The sequence below is a fragment of the Pseudomonas sp. NPDC087690 genome, assembly GCF_044743175.1.
In the GTDB taxonomy this organism is placed as follows: Bacteria; Pseudomonadota; Gammaproteobacteria; order Pseudomonadales; family Pseudomonadaceae; genus Aquipseudomonas.
The window spans coordinates 1-26,188 of record NZ_JBIUVX010000053.1; the positions used below are offsets into that span (position 1 = coordinate 1).

Annotated in this window: 17 protein-coding genes and 1 pseudogene; 8 read left to right on the forward strand and 10 right to left on the reverse strand. The window is 59.1% G+C overall.

Translation table 11 applies throughout. The annotated features are described in order from the left end of the window. Window positions 1-291: 291 nt before the first annotated feature. On the reverse strand, window positions 292-1,164 hold the full coding sequence (locus tag ACIPIZ_RS27080; protein ID WP_371042268.1) for a methyl-accepting chemotaxis protein: 873 nt from the start codon (window positions 1,162-1,164) through the stop codon (window positions 292-294). A 30-nt stretch (window positions 1,165-1,194) separates the two neighbouring features. Next, a pseudogene (locus ACIPIZ_RS27085) lies at window positions 1,195-1,947 on the reverse strand (MCP four helix bundle domain-containing protein); the annotation flags it as partial. A 247-nt stretch (window positions 1,948-2,194) separates the two neighbouring features. On the opposite strand from ACIPIZ_RS27085, the gene ACIPIZ_RS27090 reads away from it, so the two are divergent. From ACIPIZ_RS27090 to ACIPIZ_RS27100, 3 genes are all read left to right on the forward strand, one after another. After that, window positions 2,195-2,425, forward strand: coding sequence for a cell division protein ZapB (locus ACIPIZ_RS27090; protein ID WP_064387766.1), 231 nt, complete (start codon window positions 2,195-2,197; stop codon window positions 2,423-2,425). After that, window positions 2,422-2,724: a cell division protein ZapA gene (locus ACIPIZ_RS27095; protein ID WP_003220971.1), complete on the forward strand. Its 303-nt coding sequence runs from the start codon at window positions 2,422-2,424 to the stop codon at window positions 2,722-2,724. Before ACIPIZ_RS27090 ends, ACIPIZ_RS27095 begins: the two co-directional genes overlap by 4 nt. Window positions 2,725-2,823: 99 nt before the next feature. Then, window positions 2,824-4,761, forward strand: a complete 1,938-nt coding sequence (locus ACIPIZ_RS27100) for a methyl-accepting chemotaxis protein (protein WP_401168487.1) — start codon at window positions 2,824-2,826, stop codon at window positions 4,759-4,761. Window positions 4,762-4,880: 119 nt separating this feature from the next. Here ACIPIZ_RS27100 and ACIPIZ_RS27105 read toward each other — a convergent pair whose 3' ends face one another. Beyond that, entirely contained in the window at window positions 4,881-6,683 is a 1,803-nt protein-coding gene (locus ACIPIZ_RS27105) for an acyl-CoA dehydrogenase (RefSeq protein ID WP_401168490.1), read from the reverse strand. Between the two features lie 242 nt (window positions 6,684-6,925). Further along, on the reverse strand, window positions 6,926-10,879 hold the full coding sequence (gene putA, locus ACIPIZ_RS27110; RefSeq protein WP_401168493.1) for a trifunctional transcriptional regulator/proline dehydrogenase/L-glutamate gamma-semialdehyde dehydrogenase: 3,954 nt from the start codon (window positions 10,877-10,879) through the stop codon (window positions 6,926-6,928). A gap of 458 nt (window positions 10,880-11,337) precedes the next feature. Here putA and putP point away from each other — a divergent pair, with 458 nt between their 5' ends. The 4 genes from putP to ACIPIZ_RS27130 all read left to right on the forward strand — a co-directional run bounded on the left by putP (window position 11,338) and on the right by ACIPIZ_RS27130 (window position 16,550). Further along, on the forward strand, window positions 11,338-12,822 hold the full coding sequence (gene putP, locus ACIPIZ_RS27115) for a sodium/proline symporter PutP (protein ID WP_064387770.1): 1,485 nt from the start codon (window positions 11,338-11,340) through the stop codon (window positions 12,820-12,822). Between the two features lie 352 nt (window positions 12,823-13,174). Further along, window positions 13,175-15,190, forward strand: a complete 2,016-nt coding sequence (locus ACIPIZ_RS27120) for a type VI secretion system tip protein VgrG (RefSeq protein WP_401168497.1) — start codon at window positions 13,175-13,177, stop codon at window positions 15,188-15,190. Next, window positions 15,180-15,893 (forward strand): DUF4123 domain-containing protein, encoded by a 714-nt coding sequence (locus ACIPIZ_RS27125; RefSeq protein ID WP_122855538.1) that lies wholly within the window; start codon window positions 15,180-15,182, stop codon window positions 15,891-15,893. The genes ACIPIZ_RS27120 and ACIPIZ_RS27125 overlap by 11 nt, the downstream gene beginning before the upstream one ends. A gap of 336 nt (window positions 15,894-16,229) precedes the next feature. Then, window positions 16,230-16,550 carry a hypothetical protein gene (locus ACIPIZ_RS27130; RefSeq protein ID WP_064387773.1) on the forward strand — a complete coding sequence of 107 codons (321 nt, stop codon included), beginning with the start codon at window positions 16,230-16,232 and terminating at the stop codon, window positions 16,548-16,550. Window positions 16,551-16,656: 106 nt separating this feature from the next. Here the strand turns inward: ACIPIZ_RS27130 and ACIPIZ_RS27135 are convergent, their stop codons facing one another. Beyond that, entirely contained in the window at window positions 16,657-17,070 is a 414-nt protein-coding gene (locus tag ACIPIZ_RS27135; RefSeq protein WP_401168501.1) for a hypothetical protein, read from the reverse strand. Between the two features lie 514 nt (window positions 17,071-17,584). On the opposite strand from ACIPIZ_RS27135, the gene ACIPIZ_RS27140 reads away from it, so the two are divergent. After that, window positions 17,585-18,424 (forward strand): 23S rRNA (adenine(2030)-N(6))-methyltransferase RlmJ, encoded by an 840-nt coding sequence (locus tag ACIPIZ_RS27140; RefSeq protein ID WP_064387776.1) that lies wholly within the window; start codon window positions 17,585-17,587, stop codon window positions 18,422-18,424. A 163-nt stretch (window positions 18,425-18,587) separates the two neighbouring features. Here ACIPIZ_RS27140 and msrA read toward each other — a convergent pair whose 3' ends face one another. From msrA to ACIPIZ_RS27165, 5 genes are all read right to left on the reverse strand, one after another. Next, complete coding sequence (gene msrA, locus ACIPIZ_RS27145; protein ID WP_016985652.1) at window positions 18,588-19,253, reverse strand: peptide-methionine (S)-S-oxide reductase MsrA; 666 nt, start codon at window positions 19,251-19,253, stop codon at window positions 18,588-18,590. Between the two features lie 195 nt (window positions 19,254-19,448). After that, window positions 19,449-22,145: a putative bifunctional diguanylate cyclase/phosphodiesterase gene (locus tag ACIPIZ_RS27150; RefSeq protein WP_401168505.1), complete on the reverse strand. Its 2,697-nt coding sequence runs from the start codon at window positions 22,143-22,145 to the stop codon at window positions 19,449-19,451. A 250-nt stretch (window positions 22,146-22,395) separates the two neighbouring features. After that, window positions 22,396-23,793, reverse strand: a complete 1,398-nt coding sequence (locus tag ACIPIZ_RS27155; RefSeq protein WP_401168508.1) for an alkaline phosphatase D family protein — start codon at window positions 23,791-23,793, stop codon at window positions 22,396-22,398. 279 nt (window positions 23,794-24,072) lie between these two features. Further along, the gene (gene aceF / locus ACIPIZ_RS27160; RefSeq protein ID WP_105705954.1) at window positions 24,073-26,037 is read right to left on the reverse strand and encodes a dihydrolipoyllysine-residue acetyltransferase; all 1,965 of its coding nucleotides are present in this window, start codon (window positions 26,035-26,037) and stop codon (window positions 24,073-24,075) included. Window positions 26,038-26,048: 11 nt separating this feature from the next. Continuing rightward, on the reverse strand, window positions 26,049-26,188 hold a 140-nt coding region (locus tag ACIPIZ_RS27165; protein WP_401168511.1), incomplete at its 5' end, for a hypothetical protein.

Here is a 26,188-nt window from a genome sequence, read left to right on the forward strand (position 1 = left end):
CTGCTCCCTTTCCCCTCTCCCGAGGGTAGAGGGGACTGATCGAGGTGTTTGTGCGAGGTACATCGACCTGAAAATTCTGAGTCGAACTCAGGTTTTGAAAAACACAAAGATCTGCTCCCTTTCCCCTCTCCCGAGGGTAGAGGGGACTGATCGAGGTGTTTGTGCGAGGTACATCGACCTGAAAATTCTGAGTCGAACTCAGGTTTGAAAAGCACAAAGATCTGCTCCCTTTCCCCCTCTCCCTCTGGGAGAGGGCTGGGGTGAGGGTGCTTTTGATCTTGATTTACTGAATTACAGGCTGAACCGCCCAACCATGTTGTTCAAATCCAGCGCCAGACGCGACAGCTCATTGCTCGCCGCACTGGTCTGATTCGCCCCGGTCGCCGATTGCACCGACAGGTCACGGATGTTCACCAGGTTGCGATCCACTTCCCGTGCCACCTGCGCCTGCTCTTCAGCGGCGCTGGCGATGACCAGGTTGCGCTCGTTGATCTCGACGATGGCGGTGTTGATGGTGTCCAGCGACATGCCGGCACCACGGGCGATGTTCAAGGTCGACTCGGCACGTTCGGTGCTGTTGCGCATCGAATCCACGGCGTGTTCGGTACCGCTTTGAATGCTGCCGATCATCCGCTCGATTTCACTGGTCGATTGCTGGGTGCGATGCGCCAGGGCGCGCACTTCGTCCGCTACAACCGCAAAACCACGACCGGCTTCACCGGCACGCGCCGCTTCAATCGCCGCGTTCAGGGCCAGCAGGTTGGTTTGATCGGCCAGACCACGGATCACATCCAGCACTTTGCCGATGTCACGGGATTCATTGGCCAGATCGCCGATCAGGCTGGCGGTGCTCTGTACATCGGCACTCATGCGCTCGATGGCGCTGACGGTTTCCTGTACGAGGTCTCGGCCGTCACCGGCAGAAGTGGTGGCATTCTTCGAAGCTTCCGAAGTGCTCACGGCATTGCGCGCGACTTCTTCCACAGCGCTGGTCATTTCATTGACCGCAGTCGCCGCCTGTTCAATTTCGTTGTTCTGCTGAGTCAGTCCGCGCGCACTTTCGTCGGTGACGCTGTTCAGTTCTTCCGCTGCCGAAGCCAGTTGTGTGGCCGAACCGGAAATACGCTGCAAGGTGTCACGCAGCTTCGATTGCATTTTCGCCATGGCTGCCAACAAGCGCCCGGCTTCGTCGCTGCCATCGACGTGAATCGGTTGAGTCAGATTGCCTTCGGCGATGGTTTCCGCAGCGTCCAGTGCCTTGGCGATCGGTTTGGTGATGCTGGTGGTCAGCAGCCACGCGAACAGGAACGTCAGGCCGGTGGCGATCACCAACAGGGTCACTACCAGATCGAACGCCGAAGCGTACTGATCGGCCGCTTTCTGATTGGTCTCGTTGATCTGCTCGCCGTTGATCTGCATCAGACGGTTGAGCACGGTGTTGATCGCTTCGGAGTTGCTGAGCAATTCGGTGTTGAGCAGGTTACGCAGTTCATCCACCTGATTATTGCGCGACAGGCTCTTCATGCGGTCTTCGATCTGACGGTACTGGCCGAGCAACTGCACGTACTGGTCGTAAGCGGCGCGTTCCTCAGGGCTGCCGATCAGTGGCTCGTAGGCCGTTTGAGCTGCGCGGATCTGTTGGTTGCGCATGTCCAGCAACTCAACGGTTTTCTGCTGCACGTCCGCTTCGCGGTTGACCAGCAAGCGGTACGACAGCACACGCAAGCGCAGGGTCAACTGAGTGAATTCGTCGAGGTTCTTGATGCTCGGCACGCTGCTGGACGAAATGTCCTCGGCAGCGCCACGGATCTTACTCATCTGGTTCAAGGCAAACACGCCGAGAATCAGCATCAGGCCGCCGATCAAAGCGAAGCCGGTAAAAGCCCGTGGGGCGATATTCATATTGCGGAGGGACATGGGCGGGTACCAAGAGAGGGCCGCATCCATGCGGGTTCAGACTGCTGTATGGATGACTTATCGGTCATGCGACTGAAGTCTTGAGGCAGTGTGCGTATTTGTCGCACAAGGGCTTGGGCGACGAAGTGCAGGAACCAGATCGGCAGATCACAGTCTTTAAAACTCGCAAGAACGTTCGCCCGCCAGGAAAATCAAGGCCTTGCGCCGGTTTAACCCTGGCATCCGTGGTGACTTTTCTTTATCGTACGCGCCCTTTGAAAATGCCTGGAAGATCAAAATGTTGGAAGCATCCCTCAGCCAATTGGAACAGCTCGTCAGCGACCTGGTGCAACAGAACCAGACCCTCTCGGAAACCAACCGGAGCCTGTCCACTGAACTGGCCCAGGCCAAGGATGAAAACGAAAGCCTGCAACTGAGCCTGATGGAACAGGAAGAGAAGCACGGCGCCACCGCAGCGCGCATCCAGGCTCTGGTTGATCGCGTCAACGCAGGTCCTGTCAGCGCATGAACCACGGTACAGCAGGGGTAAAAGTCATCTCCATTCTCGGGGAGGACTATTCGATCAAGGCACCGGCCGGGGAAGAACAGACCCTGCTGGACGCGGCACTGATGCTCAAAGCGGCATTAGCTGACACCAAACGCAAATACCCGACGCTGATCGGTGACCGCTTGCTGGTGCTGGCAGCAATGAATCTGTGCTCGCAACAGATCGAAATGAAGAAGCAGCATCAGGAAGAACTCGACCGTTACCAAGAGCAAGTCAGCGCCACGGTCGAGACCATCGCCAAGACCATCAATCAGGGTTGATGGGGTTGCGCACAACCAAAGAATAGATTGTCGATTGGGTTGTATACAATCGGCACGGCTGTTGCATTGATTCGGCCACTTATTCTTTGGGGGTGCTCCATGCAGTTGTGGCGACGCAGTATTCAATGGCAGCTGATTCTCAGCATGGGCACCGCCCTGCTGGTCAGCATCCTGATCGTGGTTGGCATTTATACCTTGGTGGTCAACCGCCTCGCCCAGAGCTATCTGGTCGAACAAGCCCTGCCGTCGAGTATCGAAGCGACGCGCAACGACATCGAACGCATCCTCGTGCAACCGCTGACGGCGGCCAAGGATATTGCCAGTAACACCATGGTTCGCGACTGGCTGACCTCCGGTGAAGACAGCAGCAAAACGGCGGGCTTCGCGCAGTATCTGGAAGGCATCCGCGCCGAACACAAGGCTTTCACTGCTTTGATCATCGGCACCGAATCCAATCATTACATCACCGAAAAAGGCCTCGATCGCACCCTCAGCCGTGCCAAACCGGCCGATGCCTGGTTCTATTCCTTTCTCGACAGCAATCAGCCGCGCACCCTGAATATCGACAACGACGGAGCCACCGGAGAATTGGCGCTGTTCATTGACTTGAAGGTCGAGCAGGCTGGCAAAGTGGTCGGTGTGGCAGGGCTCGGGCTGAGCATGAAAGAGCTCTCGGAGCTGATTCACAACTTCAGCTTTGGTGAGCGCGGCAAGGTCTATCTCGTGCGTTCCGACGGTTTGATCCAGGTGCATCCGGAGGCGCAGTTCAGTGGCAAGCGCACCTTAAGCGAGCAGATCGGCAGCAATGCTGCACAGGCAGTCCTCGGTCAAAAAACTGCCGTCAGCAGCAACTTCCAGCGAGACGGGGAAGACTTCCTCGCCTTCAGCCTGCCTTTGCGCGATTTAGGCTGGACCCTGGTGGCCGAAGTGCCGCAGTCACAGATCTACGCCGAAGCCCGCAAAGCGATGTGGATGAGTGGCGGTATTGGTCTGGTGGTGGCGCTGGTGTGCCTCGCTCTGGTGGTATGGCTGGCACAAGGCCTGGTGCGACCGATTCGCCAAGTAACAGCGGCGCTGGTAGCAATCGGTAGCGGTGGTGGAGATTTGACCCATCGGTTAGATTCCAGCCGCGCCGATGAGCTGGGCGACCTCGCTCGCGGCTTCAACCGTTTTCTCGACAGCCAGCGCGGGATGATCGGTGAGGTGCTGACCACCAGCGAGCGCCTGCGCACCGCTGTAGGGCAAGTGGCGAAGGTGGTGGAAAACACTGCCGAGCGCTCCGGCCGTCAGCAGGAAATGACCGATATGGTCGCGACTGCCGTCCACGAGATGGGCCTGACCGTGCAAGAAATTGCGCAGAACGCCGGCAACGCCGCACTCGCCTCGCAAACCGCGCGGGATGAAGCGATGCAGGCGCGGGAAGTGGTCGGGGGCTCGATCCGGCATATTGAAAGCATGTCCGATGAAATTGGCGTGGCGGCTGGCGCGGTGGGTGAATTGGCGCACCAAGTGGCCTCGATCGATTCTGTATTGGCGGTGATTCGCGGGGTGTCCGAGCAGACCAATCTGTTGGCGCTCAATGCCGCCATCGAAGCGGCGCGCGCCGGTGATATGGGACGCGGCTTTGCGGTTGTTGCTGACGAAGTGCGCACTTTGGCGCGCAGGACGCAGGCCTCCACCGACGAAATCCAGCAGATGATCGGCAGCCTCAAGCAAGGCGCGGAAAACGCCGTGTCGTCGATGCGCACGGGGCAGGCGGCAACTGGCACCGGGGTTGAGTCGAGCCAGCGCACCGGGGCATCGTTGACGGCGATTACCGGGCAGGTCGAGCGCATCAGTGACATGAACCATCAGGTGGCAACGGCGACGGAGGAGCAGTCGGCGGTGACTGAGGAGATCAACCGCAATGTGCAGGGGATTTCCGATCTGGCGCGGGCGACGGCGGGGGAGGTTCGGGCTTGTCGTGAAGACTGCCAGATGTTGCAGAAGTTGGCGGATGATCTGGCGCGGCAGATGGGTGGGTTCAAATTGAGCTGAGAGGCGCATTGTTTGAGCTGACGCCATCGCGAGCAGGCTCACTCCTACAGGGGAAAGCGTTCCAAATGTAGGAGTGAGCCTGCTCGCGATTGGATTTCAGCCACTACAAATATCCCGGATCAGAACCACGCATCCTGCATCGCCAGACACGTATCATCCCGCGCCTCCAGCAACGCCAGCTCATGGTGGCAACCCGGCACTTCCCACGTCAGAAAATACCGCGCTGCCTGCAACTTGCCCTTATAGAAGTCAGCATCCGCCGCGCTACCCTTGGCTAACCCCTCCTCGGCACGAATCGCCTGCTCCAGCCAGCGCCAGCCAATCACCGTGTGCCCGAATACTTTCAGGTACAACGCCGAATTCGCCAGGCTGCTGTTGACCTTGCCCTGCGCCAGATCGGTCAACAAACCGATGGTCACCGTTTGCAGACGTGCCACCAGTTTCTCTAAAGGCTCACGCAATGCGGTCAGTGATTCATACGCCGTCGCGCGTTCAGCGGTGTTGGCGATCAGACGAATTAGTTGTTTAAGTCCCGCACCACCGTTCTGCGCCAATTTACGCCCGAGTAAGTCCAGCGACTGAATACCGTGGGTGCCTTCATGGATCGGGTTCAAGCGGTTATCGCGGTAATACTGCTCTACCGGGTATTCACGGGTATAACCGTGACCGCCGAGAATCTGGATCGCCAGTTCGTTGGCCTTCAAACAGAACTCCGATGGCCAGGATTTGACGATCGGGGTCAGCAGATCCAGCAGCTCGTGGGCCTGTTTGCGCTCGGCTTCGGTTTCCAGTGTGGTGGTGTCATCGAACAATCGCGCCGCGTACAAGCCGAGATCAAAGGCACCTTCGACGTAGGACTTTTGCGTCAACAGCATGCGTCGTACATCGGCGTGCTGAATGATCGCCACCGGCGCCGTCGTCGGATCCTTGCTGTCCGGCACGCGCCCCTGCGGGCGCTCGCGAGCGTACTCCAGCGAGTACAGGTAACCGGCGTAACCGAGCATCACCGCACCCATGCCGACGCCAATCCGCGCCTCATTCATCATCTGGAACATGTAGCTCAAGCCATGATGCGGCTTGCCCACCAGATAGCCGACGCACTCGCCGTTATCGCCGAAGTTCAGCGCTGTGGAGGTGGTGCCGCGCCAGCCCATCTTGTGGAACAGTCCGGCCAGCAGCACGTCATTGCGTGGGCCGAGGCTGCCGTCATCGTTGACCAGAAACTTCGGCACGATGAACAGCGAAATACCTTTCACCCCCGGCGGCGCGTCCGGCAGTTTGGCCAGCACCATGTGCACGATGTTTTCCGAGAGCGGGTGATCGCCGCCGGAGATGAAGATCTTGTTGCCCTTCAGGCGATAAGTGCCGTCGGACGCTGGCTCGGCGCGTGTACGAATATCCGACAGCGATGAGCCAGCGTGGGGTTCGGTCAGGGCCATGGTGCCGAAGAAGCGCCCGTCGATCATCGGCTGCAGAAAGCGTTGTTTCTGTTCTTCGGTGCCGAAGCTCTCGATGAGGTTCGCCGCGCCCATGGTCAGAAACGGGTAGGAAGTCGAGGCCGCGTTGGCCGACTGGAAATGCGCGAAGCAGGCTTGCGACAGCAATGTAGGAAGTTGCATGCCGCCGGCGTCGAAACTTCTCGCGGCGTTGAGGAATCCAGCCTCAAGGAAGGCATCCACCGCCGGTTTCACTTCAGGAATCAGAATCGCCTTGCCGTCCTCGTAGCGCGGCTCGTTCTCGTCGCCCTTGCGGTTGTGCGGCGCGAAGTATTTCTCGGCAATGTTGCGTGCGGTGCCGATGGCGGCGTCGAAGGTCTCGCGGTTGTGCTCGGCAAAGCGCTCACGCCGGGTCAGGCCCTCGGCATCAAGGACTTCATACAGCTCGAAAGCCAGATTGCGGGAACTGAGCAGCGTCTCGGACATGGCGGCCTACCTGAAATTGGGGTGGGCCGAGTCTAGGCGTGCTGATAAAGGCTGAACAGGATGATTGATGAGAGTGATGCAGAGGTGAGCGCGACACTAATCAAATGTAGGAGTGAGCCTGCTCGCGATAGCGGTCTGTCAGACACATTTATTTTAACTGACAGACCGCTATCGCGAGCAGGCTCACTCCTACAGGGTTTACATTCCAGGCGACCATTGCGGTCGCCTGGACTTACAGCTGTTTAGCCGATTGTCATCAAGCTGGCATTACCACCTGCAGCTGCAGTGTTGACACTCAACGCCCGCTCAATAACCAGGCGCTCAAGGGCAATGTTGGTCTCGCCCTGGGACAAGCCCTGAACCCCAACGATCGCGCCGGCACGCTTGGCGATCTGCTGACAAACGCCGCGCAACTGGTCGGAATGGCCGTGATGCAGAACCGCATCGAACACCACCTCATCCTTGTTCCAGTCAGCAACCAGCTTGATCCGCGCCTGAATCTCCTTCGGCAGGCGTGCGAACAAGGCCTTGCTGATGTCGGACTCCGGCCATACCGCCGAACCGCCTACGGCCAATACCGCAGCCAGTTGGGTCAACAGATCACCTTCAACCTCGGCCAGGCACAGCACGTGCTCACGCGGCAGGATGGCGTAGCTGTTTTTTTCACCGGTCGGGCCGGCCAGCATGCGGGTGATGCCGCTCTGCGATTGCGCAGCGTACTGCACGCACAGAGTGCTCAAGTCGGCGTACTTGTTGCTTTCAGCCCAGGCTTTCAGGGCGTTCAGCGGTTTGCTCATGGCATCGCGCAGTCGAACGTCCGGGGCGACAACGGCGTCACCGCGAGCGAAGGATTGTTCGATGGCATCCGTAGGACGTGTCGCCAGCAAGCGGTACAGGTACAGCGGACCACCAGCCTTCGGACCCGTACCCGAGAGGCCTTCGCCGCCGAATGGCTGCACGCCGACCACGGCACCGACGATGTTGCGGTTGACGTAGACGTTACCGGCGTTGACGTTGTCGATCACCTTGGCGATGGTCTCGTCGATCCGGGTGTGCACGCCCAGCGTCAGGCCATAGCCGGAAGCGTTGATCTGGCCGATCAGTTGATCGATCTCTTTGCGCTTGTAGCGCACCACGTGCAGCACCGGGCCGAAGATCTCGCGTTGCAGCTCGTCGAAGCTTTCCAGCTCGATCAGGGTCGGCATGACGAAGGTGCCGCGTTTGACTTCTTCGGTGTCGGCGATAGCCACCTGGTACACATTGCGACCTTTATCGCGCATGCCCTGGATGTGCTTGTCGATGCCAGCCTTGGCTTCGGCGTCGATCACCGGGCCGATGTCCACCGATAGGCGCTCAGGGTTGCCGAGACGGCTTTCGGCCATGGCACCTTTGAGCATTTCGATGACGCGATCGGCGGAATCTTCCTGCAGGCACAGTACGCGCAGCGCCGAGCAGCGCTGACCAGCGCTGTCGAAAGCCGAGGACACCACGTCGATCACGACTTGTTCGGTCAGTGCCGAGGAGTCGACGATCATGGCGTTCTGGCCACCGGTTTCGGCGATCAGCGGAATCGGACGGCCCTGGCTGTCGAGACGGCCAGCGATGTTGCGTTGCAGCAGGCGCGCGACTTCGGTGGAACCGGTGAACATCACGCCTTTGACGCGCTCATCGCCGACCAGACCGGCGCCGACGGTTTCACCGCGACCCGGCAGCAGTTGCAGCACGCCTTCCGGAATTCCGGCTTCAAGCAGCAAACGCACGGCTTGAGCGGCAACCAGCGGAGTTTGTTCAGCCGGTTTGGCCAATACCGGGTTACCGGCAGCCAGTGCCGCAGCGACTTGGCCACTGAAGATCGCCAATGGGAAGTTCCACGGGCTGATGCATACAACTGGGCCCAATGGACGGTGGGCGTCATTGCTGAAATCGTTGCGAGCCTGCACCGCGTAGTAACGCAGGAAGTCGACGGCTTCGCGGACTTCGGCGATGGCGTTGGCGTAGGTCTTGCCGGCTTCGCGAGCCAACAGGCCCATCAGCGGCTGGATCTCGCCTTCCATCAAATCAGCGGCACGTTCCAGAATCGCTGCGCGTTCGGCGGGCGGGGTGGCCTGCCAGATCGGCGCAGCGTTCAGCGCGCATTGAATGGCGTTGTCGACGTCTTCGACGGTGGCTTCCTGAACGTGACCGACCACATCACGGTGATCTGCCGGGTTCAGCACGGGCGCAGGGGTTTCAGTGCTGGACGCGCAACCGAGCATCGGCGCGGCTTTCCAGTCGGTGTGGGCAGTGGCGAGCAGGGCGCAGGACAGCGAAGCCAGACGATGTTCGTTGGCCATGTCGATGCCGCTGGAGTTGGCGCGCTCAGCACCGTACAGATCACGCGGCAGCGGAATGCGCGGGTGCGGCAGGCCGAAGCCACCTTCCACGGTCGCCATCTGCTCGATCTGCGCTACCGGATCGGCCACCAATTCCTGAATCGAAATCGACTGGTCGGCGATACGGTTGACGAACGAAGTGTTCGCGCCGTTTTCCAGCAAGCGACGTACGAGGTAGGCGAGCAGGGTTTCGTGAGTACCGACCGGCGCGTACACGCGGCACGGACGGTTCAGCTTGCCTTCGGAAACTTTGCCTACAACTTGTTCGTAAAGCGGTTCGCCCATGCCGTGCAGGCACTGGAATTCGTACTGGCCGGGGTAATAGTTCTGACCGGCAATGTGGTAAATGGCCGACAGGGTGTGGGCGTTGTGCGTGGCGAACTGCGGATAGATGACTTCCGGCACCGACAGCAGTTTGCGTGCGCAAGCGATGTAGGAAACGTCGGTGTACACCTTGCGGGTGTAGACCGGATAGCCTTCCAGGCCTTCGACCTGGGCGCGCTTGATTTCGCTGTCCCAGTACGCGCCTTTCACCAGGCGGATCATCAGGCGATGACGGCTGCGACGGGCCAGATCGATCACGTAGTCGATCACGTACGGGCAACGCTTCTGGTAAGCCTGGATAACGAAACCGATGCCGTTCCAGCCAGTCAGTTGCGGCTCGAAACACAGGCGCTCAAGCAGATCCAGCGACAGTTCGAGACGGTCGGCTTCTTCGGCGTCGATGTTCAGGCCGATGTCGTATTGCTTGGCCAGCAGGGTCAACGACAGCAGGCGCGGGTACAGCTCGTCCATCACACGCTCGTACTGCGCACGGCTGTAACGCGGGTGCAGTGCCGACAGTTTGATGGAAATGCCCGGGCCTTCATAAATCCCACGACCGTGGGACGCTTTGCCGATCGAGTGGATGGCTTGTTCGTACGACGCCAGGTATTTCTGCGCGTCGTGCTCGGTCAGCGCCGCTTCACCGAGCATGTCGTAGGAATAACGGAAGCCCTTGGCTTCGAACTTACTCGCGTTGGCCAGCGCTTCGGCGATGGTTTCGCCGGTGACGAACTGCTCGCCCATCAGGCGCATGGCCATGTCGACGCCCTTGCGGATCATCGGCTCGCCGCTCTTGCCGATGATGCGGCTCAAGGACGACGTCAGACCGGCTTCGTTGTGCGTCGAGACCAGTTTGCCGGTCAACAGCAAGCCCCAGGTTGCGGCGTTGACGAACAGCGAAGGGCTGTTACCCAAGTGCGGGTGCCAGTTGCCGGTGCTGATCTTGTCGCGGATCAGCGCATCGCGAGTGCCCTTGTCCGGGATACGCAGCAGCGCTTCGGCCAGGCACATCAGCGCCACGCCTTCCTGGGACGACAGGGAAAATTCCTGCAGCAGACCCTGAACAATGCCTGCACGACCGCCGGCACTTTTCTGGTTACGCAGTTTTTCCGCGATAGATGCGGCGAGTTTGTTGGTGGCTTCGGCCATTGTCGCTGGCAGTCGAGCCTGCTCGATCAGCATTGGCACCACTTCCGGCTCAGGGCGACGGTAAGCGGCAGTGATCGAAGCGCGCAGTACGGATTGCGGCAGGATGCTCTCGGCGAACTCCAGGAAGCACTGGTGTGCGTGATCGGCGTGGACTTCGCCCGCCTCATCGGCGTCCTTGGCGGTCAAACCGTTCAGCTCGGTCAGGGTTGCACCACCCTCGAGTTTTTCCAGGTAATTGAAAATTGCCTGCTTGATCAGCCAGTGCGGCGTGCGATCAATCGAGGTTGCGGCGGCCTTCAGGCGCTCGCGGGTCGGGTCATCGAGTTTGACCCCAAGGGTGGTGGTAGCCATATTTTTATCCTCATGGTTGCCACAGTTGCGTGGCATCAGCTGGCCGCAAGATTAGCCGTGCACTGAAAGAGGTGCAACCGGGTGCAACCCTTTTTTTGTCGGAATAATAGGCAGCTCGTCAGGAATTATTTTCTGGTACGAAAGTGCTGCTCCTGCTTGGTGCTTTTGCTTCTAGCAAAGGGCCATGACTGCCACAAAAGGGAGCAAAAACGGGGTGATTGTCGATAAATCCGACTAGGTGCAACTAATTCTCGCGAAACTGGTTGCACCTTATTTGATTTGTTGCATAGCATTCGCGCCCTAGGTGCAACCGGGAATAACCCGGTGTACCGGCTGATGGCTTTCCTGGGGAAACATCAGTCCTAAATGCGCGGGATCCCGGATCGTCTGCCAAACGTCGTCGTTTGCGTGCGGTTCACCACCGCCGCTACATAAAAACAAAGCCAGGGCGTAACTTAATGAGCGTTAGCAATCCAACCCTGATCACGTTCGTGATCTACATCGCAGCAATGGTGCTGATCGGCTTCATGGCCTATCGCTCCACCAACAACCTTTCTGACTATATTCTGGGCGGCCGTAGCCTGGGCAGCGTTGTTACGGCGCTATCTGCCGGTGCTTCCGACATGAGCGGCTGGTTGTTGATGGGCCTGCCGGGCGCCATCTACATGTCCGGTCTGTCCGAAAGCTGGATCGCCATCGGCTTGATCGTCGGTGCCTACCTGAACTGGTTGTTCGTTGCTGGCCGTCTGCGTGTGCAGACCGAGCACAACGGCGATGCTCTGACCCTGCCGGACTACTTCTCCAGCCGTTTCGAAGACAAAAGCGGCCTGCTGCGCATCATTTCGGCGATCGTGATTCTGGTGTTCTTCACCATTTACTGCGCTTCCGGCATCGTCGCTGGCGCCCGTCTGTTCGAAAGCACCTTCGGCATGTCCTACGAGACAGCGCTGTGGGCCGGTGCTGCGGCGACGATTGCCTACACCTTTGTCGGCGGTTTCCTCGCGGTGAGCTGGACTGACACCGTACAAGCCACGCTGATGATTTTCGCGCTGATCCTCACGCCGATCATCGTCCTGCTGGCCACCGGCGGCGTCGACACCACGTTCCTGGCCATCGAAGCCAATGATCCAAGCAACTTCGACATGCTCAAAGGCACCACTTTCATCGGCATCATCTCGCTGATGGGCTGGGGTCTGGGCTACTTCGGTCAGCCGCACATTCTGGCGCGCTTCATGGCCGCTGACTCGGTGAAGTCGATTGCCAACGCCCGTCGCATCTCCATGACCTGGATGATCCTGTGCCTGGGCGGCACCGTGGCTGTGGGCTTCTTCGGTATCGCTTACTTCTCGGCGCACCCGGAAGTTGCCGGTCCCGTGACCGAGAACCACGAGCGCGTGTTCATCGAACTGGCCAAGATCCTCTTCAATCCATGGATTGCCGGTGTGCTGCTGTCGGCCATTCTGGCTGCTGTGATGAGTACCCTGAGCTGCCAGTTGCTGGTGTGCTCGAGTGCCCTGACCGAAGACTTCTACAAAACCTTCCTGCGTAAATCCGCCTCCCAGGTTGAACTGGTCTGGGTCGGCCGCGCCATGGTGCTGTTGGTTGCACTGATCGCCATCGGCCTGGCTGCCAACCCGGAAAACCGCGTACTGGGCCTGGTGTCCTACGCTTGGGCTGGTTTCGGTGCTGCGTTCGGTCCGGTGGTGCTGATTTCGGTGATCTGGAAAGGCATGACCCGCGACGGCGCACTGGCCGGTATCCTGGTCGGCGCGATCACCGTGGTGGTCTGGAAGCATTTCGAACTGCTGGGTCTGTACGAAATCATTCCGGGCTTCATCTTCGCCAGCCTGGCCATCTTCATCGTCAGCAAACTCGGCGCGCCGACTGCTGGCATGGTGCAGCGCTTCGAAGCGGCGGAAAAAGATTTCCACCTGAACAAGTGATTGTTCTGAGCTAGCGCTCACGCGAAAACGGCCCGTTTCCTACAGGAGGCGGGCCGTTTTTTTGTGCCTGTGATTTATCTGATTCACCGCGCTCCCCTGTAGGAGTGAGCCTGCTCGCGATAGCGGTGTGTCAGTCGACATCATTGCTGAATGTCAGACCGCTTTCGCGAGCAGGCTCGCTCCCACAGGGTTCGGTGGTGGGTTTGGGGGATTTGTCTGTAGTTGAAGGCGCCGCTTTTTGCAGGGTTTTTCAACAATAGAAGTAGGAGAAATCTGATTTTCCCGTCACCCATTCATCACCCCTTGCCCCTCATGCAGAATCGCCCGCCCTCACACTGCAGAGAGACATCGGATGTTCGCGCCTGCCAATCAACCGCGTTTCACGTTGACCCTCGAAGGCGCCCAGCATGACCTCAAGGTCCTTGAGTTCACGGGCAAGGAAGCCATCAGCCAACCGTTTCGTTTCGAGCTGGAACTGGTCAGTGAGCGGCCCGATCTGGACCTCGAAAGCCTGCTGCACTGTCAGGCGTTTCTGAGTTTTGATGCTCAGGGCTCCGGCGTTCACGGTCAGATTTATCAGGTCGGGCAGGGCGATTCCGGGAAACGTCTGACGCGTTATCACTTAAGCCTTGTCCCGCGTCTGGCGTACCTCGCGCACCGCATCAATCAGCGGATCTTTCAGCATCAAACAGTGCCGCAAATCGTCGCGCAGGTACTCAAGGATCACTCGATCCTGCGCGATGCTTTTGAATTCCGCCTCGGCAGTGAATACCCGCCGCGTGAATATTGCGTGCAGTACGCCGAGAGTGATCTGGCGTTCATTCAGCGGCTGTGTGCCGAAGTCGGCATTCATTACCACTTTCAGCACAGTCCTGAAGGACATGTTTTGGTGTTCGGCGATGATCAGACGGTGTTTCCACGCCTCGCCGAACCAACGTTGTATTTGCCGGGCAGCGGCATGGCCGGTGGCGCGCCGGCGATCAATCGTTTCAACGTTCGCGTGGAAACCCGCACCAGCGTGGTGACCCGACGCGATTACAACTTCATCAAGCCGCGGCTGCAGTTGCAAAGCCGTGTCGACGGCGAGCAGCGCCCGGTGCTCGAGGACTATCACTTCCCCGGCCAATTCAACGATCGTGAAACCGGCAAGCACCTCGCTCAGCGCGCACTTGAGCGACATGTCGCCGATTTCCGTCAGGCCGAGGGCATCAGCGACGAATCCGCGTTGGTTTGCGGACATTTCCTGCAATTGATCGAGCATCCGCGCCACGACTGGAATGACCTGTGGCTGCTGACCACGGTTGAACACCATGGTCGCCAGCCGCAAGTGCTGGAGGAGTCGGTGACCAGCGATGGCGAAGCTTTCCAGGGTTACCGTAATACCTTTCTCGCGACGCCATGGGACGTGTTCTTCCGCCCGGCGCTGGGATCGGAGAAGCCGCGCATGCTCGGCTATCAACCGGCGGTGGTAACCGGGCCGAGCGATACTGAAATCCACTGCGACGAGTACGGTCGGGTCAAGGTGCAACTGGCCTGGGATCGCGACGGCGAGTTGAACGAACATTCCAGTTGCTGGCTGCGCGTTGCCACTAACTGGGCCCATGACCGTTACGGCAGCGTGTTGATTCCGCGAGTCGGCATGGAAGTACTGATCGGCTTCATCGATGCCGACGCCGACAAACCTCTGGTTATGGGCTGCCTGCCCAACGCCGCGACGCCGATCCCGCTGGATCTGCCCGCAGACAAGACCCGCAGCATTTTCCGCAGTCAGAGCAGCCCCGGCGGGGGCGGCTACAACGAACTGCGCATCGAGGATCGCAAGGGCGCCGAAGAAATCTACCTGCGCGCCCAGCGCAACTGGACGCAGCATGTGTTGCACGACCAGCAAGTGCAGGTCGACAACCAGCGCAGCATTGTCGTCACCGGCATCGCCAAACATGAATTGAAGGCCGACGAACGACGCATCACCCACGGCCAGCGGCAGACCGAAGTGAAGCAGGACGATCATCTGACGGTGGCGGGCGATCGACATATCCGCGTGAGCAATCAGGCGATCAGCGCCAGTAAGCAATTCCACGTCAGCGCCGGTCAGCAAGTGGTCATCGACGGTGGCGCGAGTGCGACGATTCAGGCCGGCGGGCAATGGATCAACATCGGCCCCGGCGGCATTTTCAGCAGCGTGCCGATTGTAGTGGGTGGTGCGCCGATGGCGGCGATGAGTGCCGCGCCGGTTGTACCGGGATTGCCGGAGAAACTCGCCGCCGCGCCGGCAGCCATGCTGACTGCCGCACAAATCATGAGCTTCAAGGGTGATGCGCCATTCTGCGAAGAGTGCGAGCGTTGCAAGGACGGTCTCTGTGCAGCCTGATTTTCTTTTGCCTGCTGATTGGTTGGCGCGGGAGCCGTTGAAAGTATCCGAGCAATTGTTCGCGGTGTTCAGCAATGCCTGCGAGGCGAAGCCGCTTGAGGGCTGGCCAGAAATGGCGAGTCCGATTTGGGCCGGTACGATCTATGCCGAGTGGGAAGCGGTGATGCCTTACGTGGGAATTGTCGCCGCCAACAGTGAGTTTCTGCATTGGGTCGCCACTACCGAGTCGCGGGATTGGGGATGGTTGGCGGTTTCTTCGGCGAGTCTAGAAGAGGTGGTGGCGCACTTTCGCAGCCTGACCCAAGTGCTGATGCCTGGCGGCAAAACGGTGTTTTTTCGTTTTTGGGACGGGCGGTTTCTGTTGCCGATTCTTCAGGCCGATGAGATGGATGCGGCGCAACTGTTTGCGCTGATCGGGCGTTGTTTGATCAATGGGCAGGCGCTGGAAATTGGTGGCAGGGCGCAGGTTTCAACGCGTGAGTTTCCGTGGTGGCAGGTACCGCTATCGGTGCTGGCGCAGCAGGGCGATCAGGTTCGAACCGCCAATGCGTTGCAGTGGTTGAGCGAAGAACATCCGACTCTTTTCGAGACCTTTCCCGAGGTGGTTTTGCGTTGCAAGGTGAGGCGGTTTTTTCAGGTTTCAATGTCGGAAGAATCGTCGCAATCGGCGTTGCTGGCGTTTTTGCTGGCAGAGTCGGAGTGAGTTTTCGGGGCGAAGGTCTCGGACGATTCCTTCGAGTTGCGGCGGTTTCCATGAACTGGTGGGCGGTGGGTTGCAGGGATAGTCTTTTCGTTGTCACTGCGAGAGCGGTGACAGGGCGTAGGACCCCTGTGAAATTCACCGCGCACCAGCGTTGTCGTTTGATTGCGGCACTTAATATGTGTCCGTTGCATCGTTTGCGGCAGCTGTGCGCGGGAACGCTTCGGCGTGACTGAGTTTGGTGGGTTTCTCAGTTTCCTACTCTCGCGTACGGCTGCCACCTATACCCGTAGGAAGGTCACTTGGCAGCCTCTCTAAACCTATTGAGGTAAAACTGATATGACTATGCTTAAACCCGATCCACCCTACGAAAAAATCATCCCCCATCCCGACAACCGCTTCATGGCCCTCACCGGCAATTGCAGTGACATGCCGACTCTGTTCATCGACACCCACGTGCCCCTCGACATCCTCATGGACGCCGCCAACCATCGCCTGCGCGCCGTGATCCAGGTGCTGGAAAACATGTGCATGCGCGGCTCGGTCGAATGCGACTCCGTCATCCTCAGCGACTTCGCCCAGCTCTGCGTAATTCCTTTGCGCGACGGCTGTGATGTGCTCGATGTCATCGGCAGGCGCCTGCGCAGCATGACCGCCTGAAAAAGATCAAAAGATCGTCCGAAGGCAGCTCCTACACCGGAATAACGTTCACCCTGTAGGAGCTGCCGAAGGCTGCGATCTTTTGATGTTGATGGCGATCGGAGCGTCAGTCGGAAATGTACGCGTCCTGAGTGTTGATAAAGCGGTTGAACGCCTCGGAGTTGTAGACCTTCAGGCACGCAAGGAACACTACTTTTTCATTCGAGTATTTGCTGTTTGAAGGTGTCTGCTCGTAAGCCGTCAACAGGTAGTTTCGGGTTTCTTTGTAGGGATCGTGCAGCACCTGCAGCGTGTCTTCATTTTGCAGAATGGTATGCATGCCTTTGCCCATGAACGAATAAGCATTGGCGGACAGTGCAATGTCTTTTTCCAGCGCGGAGCGTTCGTTGAATGGTTTCAGAATGCAGTGGCTCAGGCCGTAGTTCTTTAGTGTCTGGCGTGCCTGTTCAATGTGGGTTTCGTCGGCACGGGCGAGGTATGGGCTAAACAGGCTGAATAAGCAGATGATCAGATATCGCATGAGTTTTTGACTTCCTGTCGCTTATGTTTTGCCAGTGTAATGCCATAAAAGCAAAGCCCCTCACCCTAGCCCTCTCCCAGAGGGAGAGGGGACTGACCGAGTTGTCTGGGTGATGTACGCCGACTTGCGACTTCAGCGCTGATCTTCGCTTGGCCAAGCCTGGAGGTGGTGTTCTTTCTGGGGACTGACCGAGTCGTCTGGGTGATGTACGCCGACCTGCGACTTTAGTGGTGAACTTCGCTTGGCCAAGCCTTGATATGAGTTTTCTTCAGGGGGCTGACCGAGTTGTCAGGGTGATGTACGCCGTCCTGCGACTTTCGCGCTGATCTTCGCTTGGCCAAGCCTGAGACCACGCTGATCTTTCAGGTCGATGTCACTCGCAAGATCACCACCGTCAGTTCCCTCTCCCTCCGGGAGAGGGCTAGGGTGAGGGCAGGCTTTTGTCCGCTCGGCCGCCAACCCCTGACTTGCCGCGCGGTAAAAGGTAAACTTTGCGCCCTTCGCAGGAGCAGCCATGAATTATCGTCACGCCTTCCATGCCGGCAATCACGCCGATGTGTTCAAACACCTGACCTTGACCCGCCTCATCGCCCTGATGTCGCGCAAGGAGCAGCCGTTTGCCTATCTCGACACGCACGCCGGCATCGGTCTGTATGACTTGCAGGGCGATCAGGCCAATCGCACCGGCGAATATCTGGAAGGCATCGCGCGCTTGTGGGATCAGCCGGATCTGCCGGCGCTGACCGCCGACTACATGAAGGTGCTGCACGAGATGAACCCGGATGGCCAGTTGCGCTATTACCCGGGTTCGCCGGAGCTGGCGCGGCGTCTGACCCGGCCGCAGGATCGGGTGATGCTCAATGAGAAGCACCCGGAAGACGGCGTGCTGTTGAAAGACAACATGGCCGGTGATCGTCGGGTCAAGGTTCATCTGGGCGAGGGCTGGCACGTGCCGCGGGCGATGTTGCCGGTGCAGGAGAAGCGTGCGGTGATGTTGATCGACCCGCCGTTCGAACAACTCGATGAAATGCAGCGTTGCGCGGCGTCGTTGAAAGAGGCGATTGGTCGGATGCGTCAAACCGTGGCAGCGATCTGGTATCCGGTGAAGGATCAGCGTGCGTTGCGGCGTTTTTATCAGGACTTGGCCGGCACCGGTGCGCCGAAGTTGTTGCGCGTGGAGTTGCTGGTGCATCCGCTGGATACGCCGAACAGCTTGAACGGTTCCGGGATGGCGATTGCCAATCCGCCGTGGGGGCTGGAGGAAGAATTGCGTGAGCTGCTGCCGTGGTTGTCCAAAAAATTGGGCCAGACCCAGGGTGGGTGGCAGATGGATTGGTTGATTGCCGAGAGCTGATCAACGGCAAGATCAAAAGATCGCAGCCTGCGGCAGCTCCTACAGTGATCGTTCCCATGCTCTGCGTGGGAACGCCTCAATGGGCGCTCTGCGTCCGCTTTGGGACGCAGAGCGTCCCGGGCTGCATTCCCACGCGGAGCGTGGGAACGATCAACCGGCGGAGTTAGTTACCCGCCAGGCTCGCTGGCATGCACACGCCGGTGCCGCCAATCCCGCAGTAGCCTTCAGGATTCTTCGCCAGATACTGCTGGTGATACGTCTCGGCGAAGTACACGGTCGGTGCCTGTTCGATCTCGGTGCTGATTTCACCTAGGCCAGCCTTCGACAGTTCAGCCTGATAGGTCGCCTTGCTCTTCAGCGCCGCATCCAGATGCTCAGGCGAGGTCGCGTAGATCACCGAGCGGTACTGCGTGCCGATGTCGTTGCCTTGGCGCATGCCCTGCGTCGGGTTGTGCAGTTCCCAGAACATCGCCAGCAGCTCTTCGTAGCTGACTTTGGCCTTGTCATACACCACCAATACCACTTCAGCGTGGCCGGTCAGGCCCGAGCAGACTTCTTCGTAGGTCGGGTTCGGTGTGAAGCCGCCGGCATAACCGACGACCGTGCTGACCACGCCTTCACGCTGCCAGAAGCGCCGCTCGGCGCCCCAGAAGCAGCCCAGACCGAAGATCGCAAAATCGACGTCCTGAAAAAACGGGCCAAGCAACGGGGTTTCTTCGAAGACGAAGTGCTTTTCAGGCAGGGTCATCGCGGTTTCGCGGCCGGGCAGAGCTTGTTCTTTGGTCGGGAGCACGTTTTTGTTCACCAGAATTTCCGAGCGCAGAACCATGATCGTTCCTCTCAGTCAGGTTGGATGTAAAAAGTCAGACCGCCAGTGTGCCCAATGATGCCCGACTTCGCACTATCCAATGCAGGAGCTGCCGAAGGCTCGGGCCGCGATCGGACGATCTTTTGACCTTGTCTTTGAAAAACAGGATCAAAAGATCGCAGCCTGCGGCAGCTCCTACATGAGGGGTGGCGGGGGTTAGAGGCAGAGCGGGCCGCGCGGGTAGCGCTTGAGCGCCTGGATCAGCTCGCCGCCGGGGATCGGTCGGTCGAACAGGTAGCCCTGGCCGACGTCGCAACGGTGGCGGCGCAGGAACGCCAGTTGCTCGGCAGTCTCGATACCTTCGGCCACAACCTTGAGCTTGAGGTTGTGCGCCATGGCGATCACCGCTGAGGTGATTTCCATGTCGTCCTGGTTGTCGGGGATTTCGTGGATGAAGCTGCGATCGATCTTGATGATGTCGATCGGGAATTTCTTCAGATAGCTGAGCGACGAGTAACCGGTGCCGAAGTCGTCCATGGCCAGCGTCAGCCCGAGACGCTTGAGCTGATCGAGCTGCAAGTGGGTGTCTTCGGTGGCTTCCAGCAGCAGGCCTTCGGTCAGTTCCAGTTCGAGCAGGTGGGCCGGCAGCGCTTCTTCCTTGAGGATGTTGGCGATGGACGCCACCAGATCAGGATCGGAGAACTGCTTCGGCGACAGGTTGATCGCCACTTGCAGATTGCCCATACCGGCGGCGGTGAGCGATTTGCTCATGCGACAGGCCTGACGCGCAATCCACTTGCCGATCGGAATGATCAGGCCGGTTTCTTCCGCCACGCTGATGAATTGATCCGGGCGAATCATCCCGCGCTCCGGGTGGTTCCAGCGCAACAGTGCTTCCATGCCCAGCAAACGACCGCTGCGCAGGCATAGCTTCGGCTGATAGAACACATCCAGCTCATTCTGCGTCAGCGCGCGGCGCAGATTGTTCTCGACGAACAGTTTGTAGCTGGCCTCGGCGTTCAGCGCCTCGGTGAAGACTTGTACTTGATGCTTGCCGTTGGCCTTGGCCTTGTGCAGCGCCAGACCGGCGTTACGCATCAGGGTTTGCGGATCACGACCGTGCAGCGGCGCGCAGGCCAGGCCCACGGAGCCGGTGACGCTGATCAACTGGTTGTCGACGAACATCGGCTTGTCGAGGGTCGCCAGCAACTGGTTGGCGATTTTCTGGCCAGTCGCAAGGTCGGTCTCGTCGAGTAGCACGGCAAATTCGTTACTGGCGAAACGTGCGAGGCTGCCACTCGGGCTCAGGCTGTTGCGCAGACGCCGGGCCAGACTGATCAGCAGCTTGTCGCCGGTCTGGTGGCCGAGGCTGTCGTTGATCCGCTTGAAGTTGTCGATGTCGACCAGCAACAGGCTGATCGGGGTATCGCTATCCCGGGCGAAGCGTTCGTCCAGGTTACGGATAAACGCCGGGCGGTTACCGAGGTTGGTCAGGTTGTCGGTGTACGCCAGACGCTCGATGCGCTGCTGCGCCAGTTTGGTCTGGGTGATGTCTTCGTAGATGCCGATGTAGTGCGTCAGCTCACGGTTGTCGCCGTAGACCTTGGAGATCGACAACTGGCCCCAGTACGGTTCGAGGTTCTTCCGGCGGCTTTTGAATTCGCCCTGCCAACTGTTGCTCTTGGCCAGCGCGGAAGGCGCGTCGAATAGCAGCTCGCTGAGGTTTTCCAGCGCCGGTAGCTCGGACAGGCGCTGGCCGTGGACTTCTTCTGTGGTGTACTGGGTGATGGCGGTGAAGCTTGGGTTGACGTATTCGACCACGCCGTCGCAATTGACCAGCAAAAACGCGTTGGCGCTTTGCTCGACCGCCCGCTGGAACAGGTGCAGGGCGCTGGTGGCAGTGCGGCGGTTGTGGTTGTTGATGACTTGCGCGAACTGGTCGGCGAGCTCACCGGCAAAGGCGATTTCATCCGACTGCCAGGCACGGGTCATGCCTGTCTGCTCCAGACACAGCACGCCGACGACCTGGCCGTCGACACGGATGCTGGCATCGAGCATTGCGTTGACGTCCCGCGGGCGCAGCGCCTCGGCCATCTCGCGGGTGCGCGGGTCACGCATGGCATTGTGTGCGTCGATGGCGCGGCTGCTGTGCAACGCTTCCATGTAGTCAGGGAAGGTACTGATGTCGATCACGTCCGGCAGGATATATTCCTGCGTCGTGCGGTGATACGCGGAGATCGGTACCAGTTGCTGGCCTTCGAGGTTCCACAGGCTGGCGCAGTCGATTTCATAGATATCGCAGGCGCAGCGGGTAATCAGTTCGGCGGCTTCCTGAAACGAGTTGTGCGTGCTGTAGCGCTGACGCGCGAGCAACAGAATCAAGTCCTGTTGGGCACGTACGCGTTCGAGGTGTTGCAGTTGTTCCTGCTGGGCGCGCTGGTTCAGTTCGAGGGCGATTTGCAGGCGCGAGTTCTGGGTTTCCAGATCGACCGAAGGCTGTAGCGGCTCTTCGGCGAACACGTCATCGACCGCTAGCAGGTAGCCGCGCAACAGATGACGGTTGTGTTGTTTGTAGGCTTCGCCAAGTTCGAGGATGCTTAGCGCCCCGGCCGCAGTGTGCAGGGTATAGCGCACCAGATAATGTGGGCTGGCGGCCAGTTGTTGCTGGATCGCGTCATGCAGTTGATAGCGCGCTTCGGGCTCCATCAGGCTGGCGTAGGGTGAACCGACCAGAGCGCACAGCTCGACAGCCGGTTGACCGAATTGGCGTTCGCAGTTGGGATCGAGGAACAACATTGCCCAACTGGCTTCATTCAAGCGCTCGAAACGCAGCATGCCGAGCCGCGAGGGCACAGGCAACTGCGTCACTACCTCGGCCGCCATACGGCTGGCAGCATCGGGTTGGCTCTTCATGAAGGGAACTCGCTTGAAATATGCTGAACGCGGGGGCTCTCGCCCTCTTTAACGTTGCCTGCGGCAAGGTTGCATCATTGCGGCACTGACTGACAAGAGAGATGAAGGCCAAGTGCTATAAGAATGTGTCGGCTGCGTTGATCATTTCTCCAGCATGGGGGTGAAAAGAGCCAAACTTCGCAGCCTGCGGCAGCCCCTGCAGGGCAATGCGAGCAATGCAGGAGCTGCCGAAGGCTGCGATCTTTATCGCTTAGCGCAGTTTTATGGTGACCGACTGAAGTGGCTTGCCATCGCGATCATGGTAATTGATCAAAATATGATCACTCTCGACCAGCATATGAGCGAAGTTGTCCTGGCTGATGACTTCACTGGTCAATTCATGCACATAGTCACCCGCCGCCGTGCGCGCAAGGGGCTGATCGAGGACAAACGTTGACGCCTTGGCATACGGCAGCAGCTTGCTGTTGCACAGCGGCGAAGACACCACGGTGTGGATTTCGAAATCGGCATCCTCGCGATGGCGCAGGCGCGCAGTCAGCGAGCCGTGCACATCGCCGGAAACGATCACTACATTGTTTATCTTGTGCGTGCGCACGGTTTCCAGCAGCCGCAGTCGCTGCTCGGCAAAGCCTTGCCAGGCATCGTCGCCATTCGCCTGGCGATCCGGGAAGAACATCACGCTGGTGACGACAAACTTGACCCGCGCTTTGCTGTTGATCAGCCATTGGCATAAGGCATGTTCCTGAGCTTCATCGAAGATGCGGCGCTCAGCGCTCGACAGATCGCGTCGGCTGCGAGTGTCGGTGACAAACCATTCGATATCGGCATCGCTGAATTGATACCAGTAATGCTTGAGTGAAGCATGATCAAGTTGTCCGTTAGTTTTCAGTGCATAAGCCGGACTATGGCTGGCCTGGTATAACTCGTATGCCGCCATGGCGTTGCGATATAACTCTTCATCTGAAGTTTCGGCATTCGCCGGCCAGTTATCTTCGATTTCATGATCATCAAGTATCATGTAAGTCGATGTACCCGACATCAGTCGTTTTATGCCCGGCTGTGAAAAGGCTGCGCGGTATTTGATGAGGATGTCTTTATAACTTCGATCGGGGGCGATGCGGTTCAGGTCATCGACATAAATCTGGTCGCCGGTCATGACGGTAGCGCTGATTGGCGGTTGCTGGCCTTCGATCAACTGGTTGATCGACGTAAAGATCCGGTCCCCCAGTAATGGCAGTACCGGCACGCCTGCCGTCAGGCGCAGATAGCGGCAGGAGCCGAGAATATAAGCGTGTGGCCGCAAGGGCTGGCTGCTGCGGGTACGCAAGCGATAAATCTCCCGCGGCCATTGCAGCGGCAATTCTGCGACGCTGTCCACGGTGTGGACCGGGCTCATCGGGCTGAACCAGCCGGTTTGAAATTCATACTCGGTATCCTCCAGCAAGTCCTGCAGGATGAATACTTCACACATGTCGCGTAGTTCGCCAAGTCTGCAGAACAGGTTGTTTGACCATGCTTGTGAGTTGCTCGGCCGATAACGCAGTCCGGCAAATACTTGTAGATTCTTTTGATATTCACCACGGACGAATATGCGTGCGTGGTTAGTTGTGCTGTGGCCAATAATGGGGCCGATCGTAGGTTTTAACATATTCGAGTCCATTCGAATGAGTGAAGGAAAGCGCATGCGCTGCGCAAAAGTTGATGCCCTGACTTTGTTGTCGCAAGACTAGTTGCCGACAGAATAAAAATATCGGTGTGAAGTGGATTCAGGTCGTAGCCGATCTCAACGGGCTTTGTAGGAAAAGTACCAGTTGATAAAACTCAGGCAAAAAAAGCCCCGCCAAATTGACGGGGTTGAGGTGCGAGCGTGTGGCGCTCGAAAACGTGAAACACAAGCGGCCCGCCGTTACCGGAGGGCCGCCTGGGATTACAGCAGGATGGTGCGGATGTCCGCCAGCAGGCTGCCCAGACGCTGGGTGAAGCGTGCGGCAGCAGCGCCGTTGATCACACGGTGATCGTAGGACAACGACAGCGGCAGCATCAGTTTCGGCTGGAAGGCTTTGCCGTCCCAGACTGGCTGGATGGTTGCCTTGGAAACACCGAGGATCGCCACTTCCGGCGCGTTGACGATCGGCGTGAAGCCGGTGCCGCCAATGTGGCCGAGGCTGGAAATGGTGAAGCAGGCGCCCTGCATGTCGTCAGCAGTGAGCTTCTTGTCGCGGGCCTTGGCGGCCAGCGCAGCGGCTTCGGCTGCCAGTTGCAGCAGGCTCTTCTGGTCGACGTTCTTGATGACCGGTACCAGCAGGCCATCCGGGGTGTCGACGGCGAAGCCGATGTTGACGTATTTCTTGCGGATGATCGCTTTGCCGCTTGGCGCCAGCGAACTGTTGAAGTCCGGCAGTTCCTTGAGCATGTGCGCGCACGACTTGAGCAGCAGCGGCAGGATGGTCAGCTTGACGCCAGCCTTCTCTGCAACAGCTTTCTGCGCAACGCGGAAGGCTTCCAGCTCGGTGATATCAGCCGAATCGAACTGAGTCACGTGCGGGATGTTCAGCCAGCTGCGGTGCAGGCTGGACGCGCCGATCTGCATCAGGCGAGTCATCGGCACTTCTTCGATTTCGCCGAAACGGCTGAAATCGACGACCGGAATCGGCGGGATGCCCGCGCCACCGGTTGCGCCAGCAGCAGCGGCCGGTGCTTCCTTGGCCTTCTGCATCATCGCTTTGACGTAAACCTGCACGTCTTCTTTCAGGATACGACCGTGCGGGCCGCTGGCGCCGACAGCGTTCAGCTCGACGCCGAACTCACGGGCCAGTTGACGCACGGCTGGGCCGGCATGAACTTTCGCACCAGGCTTGGCCGGCGCGGCGGCTGGAGCGGCAGCAGGTGCAGGCGCAGCGGCAGCCGGAGCAGCAGCGGCAGGAGCACTTGGAGCAGCGGCGGCGGCAGCTGGCGCCGGGGCAGCAGCAGGGGCTGCGCCTTTGACTTTCAGCTTCAGAATCAGGTCGCCGGTACCGACTTCGTCATCCAGCTTGATGGAAACGCTTTCCACCACGCCAGCGGCAGGCGATGGAATTTCCATGCTCGCCTTGTCGGATTCCAGAGTGATCAGCGACTGGTCGGCTTCAACGCTGTCGCCAGCCTTGACCAACACTTCGATGATCTTGGCTTTGCCCGACGAACCGATGTCCGGAACGTGGATGTCCTGGACGCTGTCGGCAACCGGAGCTGCTGGCGCGGCTGCCGGAGCAGGCGCAGCGGCAGCGGCCGGAGCAGCAGCCTGAGCCGGAGCGGCAGCAGCAGGGGCCGCAGCACCCGCCACTTCCAGATCCAGAATCAGGTCGCCAGTGCCGACTTCGTCGTTGAGCTTGACGCTGATGGCCTTGACCACGCCAGCGGCAGGCGACGGGATTTCCATGCTCGCCTTGTCGGATTCCAGAGTGATCAACGATTGATCAGCCTCGACGGTATCGCCGACCTTGACCTGGATTTCGATGATCTGTGCCTTGCCCGACGAACCGATGTCCGGCACGTGCACTTGCTGAACCGATGCGGCAGCAGGGGCGGCGGCGGGTGCAGCGGCAGCAGGCGCGGCAGCCGGTTTGGCCTCCGCTTTTGCAGCCGGAGCAGCAGCCGGAGCAGGGGCCGCTTCAGCGGCGCCCTCGACTTCCAGCTCAAGCAGTTCGTCGCCTTCTTTCAGACGGTCGCCCAGCTTCACTTTCAGGCTCTTGATGACGCCGGCTTTCGGGGCCGGCACTTCCATGCTGGCCTTGTCCGATTCCAGGGTCAGGATGCTCTGGTCGGCTTCGATACGGTCGCCGACCTTCACAAACAGTTCAATTACTTCACCTTCACCGCTGCCGATGTCAGGTACGCGAATGAGTTCGCTCACAAAATGTCTCCTCAGCAGTCCAGTGGGTTGCGTTTTTCCGGGTCGATGCCGAACTTGGTGATGGCTTCAGCCACAACCTTAGGTTCGATATCACCACGGTCAGCCAGTGCTTCCAGGGCTGCCAACACCACGAAATGACGGTCGACTTCGA